Source organism: Paracoccus sp. (in: a-proteobacteria) (assembly GCF_046462195.1).
In the GTDB taxonomy this organism is placed as follows: domain Bacteria; phylum Pseudomonadota; class Alphaproteobacteria; order Rhodobacterales; family Rhodobacteraceae; genus Paracoccus.
In genome coordinates, this window is sequence record NZ_JBKGUN010000190.1 from 1 (window position 1) to 4975 (window position 4975).

Sequence of the window (4975 nt, forward strand, 5' to 3'; positions counted from 1 at the left end):
CCGCTGGTGGTGGTGATGGGTCACGCATCCTGTGGTGCGGTCAAGGCGGCGATGAGCGTTGTGTCCGAGAATGCCCGCTTTCCCGGAGCGATTGGCCAGATGATCGAGCCCATCATTCCTGCCGTGCTTGAAGCGCGCGACGCGGAGGGTGATCCCGTGGAGTCCGCGGTGCGCCAGAATGTTCGGCGTCAGGTCCGCTTTCTGCGGGAAGCCAGCGACCCGCTGATGCTTGACCCTCAGGCGGCAGGCACCCTGAAGGTCGTGGGCGCTTATTACGACTTCATCGAGGGCCGGGTCGATTTCTTTGATCGCTCCTGAGGCGCGCCCGCTGCCCAGCTGTGTCAGGACGTTCCATGCGCCTCGCCGTGCCGTACAGGCCTTTCCGACACGGCCGTGGGATTGCGACGCAGTGCCGCCTGATCTGGCCGCCGATCCTTCCCCTGCCACCATTGTCACCCGTGTCGGCAACTGATGTCGGAGGTGCACGTTGGTAAACATGCAGGGAGGTTCGCCATGAACAGGTTTTCAGGAAAGACAGTCGTGGTCACCGGTGCCACCGCCGGAGTGGGGCGGGCAGTGGCCGTGGCCTTTGCCAAGGAGGGCGCGCGCCTTGTCCTGATGGCGCGCGACCAAGACGCGCTGGAGGAGCTGAAGGCCGAGCTTGCCCAATGCGGCGGTGAGAGTTTTACCTATCCTCTGGACGTGGCCGACGCTGATGCCGTCCTGTCAGCCGGAGAGGATGTCGAAGCCCGGATCGGTCCCATCGACATTTGGGTCAACAATGCCATGGCAACAGTAATCGCCAAGATTCGGGACATCAAGCCGGACGAGTTCCGGCGAGTGACCGAAGTGACCTATCTTGGGGCGGTCCATGGCACGATGGCGGCCCTGCGCGCCATGGGTCCGCGCAAGCGGGGCACGATCGTTCAAGTCGGGTCGGGACTTGCTTACCGGGGCATCCCCCTTCAAGCGGCCTATTGCGGGGCTAAACACGCCCTCCGGGGCTTTACCGATGCCCTGAGGACTGAGCTGAAGCACGAAAACAGCAACGTGAAGCTGACGATGGTCCATCTTCCCGCCATCAACACCCCGCAGTTCGACTGGGCGCGCAATACCCGCCCCGAGGAACCCCGGCCCGTGGCGCCGGTCTATACGCCCGAAGTTGCGGCGCAGGCCATCCTGAAGGCGGCGGCCGCACCGGCGCGCGAATACTGGCTGGGCGGCACGACGGTGATGATGATCTTGGGCAACATGATTTTTCCGCAGATGCTGGACCGCAAGCTGGGGAAAGAAGGCGTTGACGGACAGGAACGCGGAGTGCCGCGCCGCGAACGGCCCGACAATCTGTGGTCGTCCGTACCCGGTGCCCATCGTACGGCCGGATCCTTTGGCGACGAAGCCCGCGATCGTGCTCTGCTGCTTCCCGGAGCAGCGGGCCGGATGGGCAGCGTTCTGGCGGGAGGCATGCTGTGTGCCGCCGTCGGAGGACTGTTGCTGGGGCGCCGCCAAAGCCGACATCGGCTGCCCTCATCCCGGCGATAGCAGGCCTTTTGGCTGCCAAGAACAAGCTAGTACCTGTCATAGCTCTGACGTTGCAGTGATAGGTATCTTTCGTGGCGCAGGTGTTGATCCGTTGCGCAATCAACAGGAATGACTGCGTGATGCATTCCGACAGATGCATGTTTGGCCCAGCAACACCGAACACCTGCTCTTGTCGCTGACTTCCTTCAGGGATTGGGCGGAGCCCTGTAGAATTTGAGCAGCGTTCGAGACAGGCAAAGCTTCTAAAGGCTGCGCCATTCCACTGTAACCGGCAAGGCAGCGGACAGCGGACAACGCTGAACTGTGCTACTTGCGGGCAACAGGGGCATGGCTTCAGGACAACTCTGTGCATCATACCCTCCTACAAGGCAGGCGCAGCCGTCGATTAGGTGTGGATAAGATTGCGCCGGGCGCCGCGACGGGGTCGGAACCTATGAACGAGCCTCCCCTAGTCCGGATCGCTTTCGACTTCGTCCATTTCGACGACATCATCCGGACCTGCTCCGAAGCGCGCGGCGACATCCGGTGCATAGCGGAACAGGTCCGACCGGAGGCGCAAAAGCGAAAGGTCCTTGGTCTTTGCTTCCAGCATCACGTCGAACTCCAGCCCTTCCGCCATGCGCATGAAGGTCGCGAACTCGAAGGGGTTGGTGAAATCGGCATGGCCCGTCCAGATGGGGGGCTGCAGCACCGTCTTGATCCGCGACGTCGCCGTGACGACGCCCTTGGTAAGCCCCGCTTTTCGGCCCGGCGCGGCGGATCTGGCAGCCTCGCGCTCCTTGTCGGTAACCTTGCGCTTGATTTCCCGCATCTCGGTCCGGGGAGAGGAGAAATGGATCTTGGGTCGCACACCCTCAGGCCAGGATCGCATGACCCGCTCCAGCGTTGCACGCAGATCCAGCCCTTCAGGGTTCAGGCACCAGAAATGCTGGTAATCGAAGATGAGCGGCACGCCGCAGCGTTCATGGATCCACAGGACATCGGCGGCGGAAAAGCGGATGTCGTCGTTTTCAAGGACAAGACGCCGGCGGACGTGGTCGGGGCATTGCTCATAGCCCTCAATCCAGCGCGCCCGGCTGGCCTCGCGGTCGTCATAAACACCGCCCACATGGGTCACCATGACCGCCTCGGGTCCCAGACCCATCCGGTCCAGCATCTCGGCCTGCGAGCTGAGGTCCCAGATGCTTTTCGTCGTCAGCGCAGGATCGGGGCTGTTCAGCAGAACGAACTGCGACGGATGGAAAGAAAGCCGCATGTCGAGGTCGCGGGCCTTGCGCCCCAAGGCGGCCAGTTCGGCGTCGCTTTCTGCCACCATCTCATGAAACTGCGGCATGTCCGGATGCGTGGCATAAGGCGCAAGGTCGGATGACATCCGGTACATGTCGATGTCGACGTCGACAAGGTAATCGAGGATCGCGTCCACATATTCCAGAGACGTCTTCAGATGCGGATTCTGCCGCCAGCGCCTGGTATCATTGCTCTTGTAGCCGGGCCGTCCCATGACCTTCACGGGAAAGCCGAGCCGCAGGGGTCGATCGTTCATTCAGGCACCTTTTCTTCGGGAAAGCCGATCCGGGCGGCGAATTCGTTCCAGTCGGCCGGGCGCAGGGCGCCTCCGGTGGCCTTGACATGACCGCTGCCATATTCCTCGCCCGCACCCGCCGGGCGGTGGTCGGCCAGGAAATCGATCAGGTTCGTGTCGGTGGTAGTGCGTGCCGCAAAGTGGATCCAGCCGGGGCGATAGCCGGTGTTGACGGCCAGCACGATCTTGTCTTTGAGCCGCCCGCGCCAGCTTTGCGCAATCAGCGGATGGATCTGGCAGGCCGAGGAAAAGCGGATCATCGCGATATCGCCCCGGACCTTGGGGCCGATGCGCTTGGCACCGTTCAGCGCTGCTGCAACCTCGGCCTTGGCGGCGTGCAGTTGTTCGGTTTCGGGATGCCCGCCCTTCAGCAGATCCTTGGGCGACGTGCATTTCATCAGCAGCGCCAGCGCCGGCGCCGCATCGGCCGAAGCTGTCCGGCGCGGCGCATTCACCAATGACACCGCATCCCGCAGTGCCGTTTTGCCATATCGTGCCTGCGCCTCGGCCAGTTCCGGGAACGCGCCATCCGCCATGTCGCCGATCAGCCCCATGCCCGCCAGCCAGAGCAGATCATCCGCAGACCCTAGTCCTTGCGCGCACCAATAGGCCAGCAGCGAGGACGTCGGCTCGGGCGTCCGTCCGTTGCCAGAGATCACGGTGGCCGCGCCCGGCCTTCCTGTCGGAACATGATGATCGATCAGCACTGTCTGGACGCCGGGAAGGATATCACCCTTGCGAACGCCAAGATCGGTCACGACCAAGCCTCCCGGGCGCAGTTCGGTGAGTTCCTGCCGAAGGACTGCAGACCACGGATTCTCGCCCTTGCCCGTCACCCGAATGTCGGCCGGATGCCCGGCACGTTCCAGCGCTTGCGCCAGAATGGCCATGGCCGACAATCCGTCCGCATCGAAATGACCAAGGATCAGGATGCGTCGGTCCGGGTCGAAACGATCAAGAGCCGCCCGAAAGCGGGCGCCCAAGTCAGCAGGATTTTCGCTGTGCTGGCGGATCATGGTGAACAACGGCGCAAACGCTCCTTGGTTTCAGCCTCTGCACAATGATCCTCAAGCCTGACCCATGACCGCTTGCACGCGAAGGACGGCCTTGACAGTGGAAGCGAGAAAAGCCGCTGCCACGGTTCAAGTGACTGCGGGACGTGGAGGCATCCTCTGCCCAGCCTTGCCTGATGAAGACAGCCACGCCTGCTGGGGTTTCCATGGATCGTGCCCTGCCCCCGGTCAAGGTAGTATTGCGCAGAGTTTCCTTCGTCTTTGGCTTGGAAAAGGATGTCGGCTTTCGAACAAGGTCCCGAACACCGAAGTAAGGTTGTCTGTCATTCACGCTGCGGTTCAACGGAAAAGATGTTCTTCAGAAGCTTGTCCATGCCTCCCCAAACGCTGGACCATGGATCCCTCAAGCCAGATGCTGCAACCTGAGCGTCGCGCCCTGACGATCTACGGGGGTTACGCCTCATGGCAGACTGGCAAGCCACTTACTGCGCCAGCCGTTGAGGAAGCGCCGGGCGCAAAAGGGAGATCATGTGTCAGGCAGTGGCTGCGTTCGTGCAGTCGGCCCTGCAGATAAAGCGGAATAGCTTTGTCAGGAAGCGGCACGGCAGCACGGTGCTTTGAACACATGGTCGGGCAGCAATTTCGTGATGTTGATCTAGGATGAGCGCCCTTTCTCTCTAGAGTACTTCGCCGTTCGGTTGCCGGTTTAACAAGGCTCCCCACCCCCTCGAGCTTCCCTCAGACCATAACGGGCAAGCGCGACAGCAAAGGAGGTCTGCGGTCTGCGGGCAGCGGCGGTGGGATCGGCTGCACGCCGTTGCGAGTCCTCGGGGCGAGC

4 protein-coding genes are annotated in these 4975 nt (G+C 62.3%); 2 read left to right on the forward strand and 2 right to left on the reverse strand.

Annotated features, from left to right (window positions below; all coding sequences use genetic code 11):
- A partial coding sequence (locus tag ACLHHB_RS11705; RefSeq protein WP_410218459.1) for a carbonic anhydrase occupies window positions 1–318 on the forward strand: 318 nt, incomplete at its 5' end.
- A gap of 195 nt (window positions 319–513) precedes the next feature.
- Complete coding sequence (locus ACLHHB_RS11710) at window positions 514–1542, forward strand: SDR family oxidoreductase (protein WP_410218460.1); 1029 nt, start codon at window positions 514–516, stop codon at window positions 1540–1542.
- A 448-nt stretch (window positions 1543–1990) separates the two neighbouring features.
- Here ACLHHB_RS11710 and uvsE read toward each other — a convergent pair whose 3' ends face one another.
- A complete protein-coding gene (uvsE, locus tag ACLHHB_RS11715) occupies window positions 1991–3085 on the reverse strand; it encodes a UV DNA damage repair endonuclease UvsE (RefSeq protein ID WP_410218461.1) in 1095 nt (364 codons plus the stop codon).
- Entirely contained in the window at window positions 3082–4149 is a 1068-nt protein-coding gene (locus ACLHHB_RS11720) for a hypothetical protein (RefSeq protein WP_410218462.1), read from the reverse strand. The genes uvsE and ACLHHB_RS11720 overlap by 4 nt, the downstream gene beginning before the upstream one ends.
- Window positions 4150–4975: the final 826 nt, after the last annotated feature.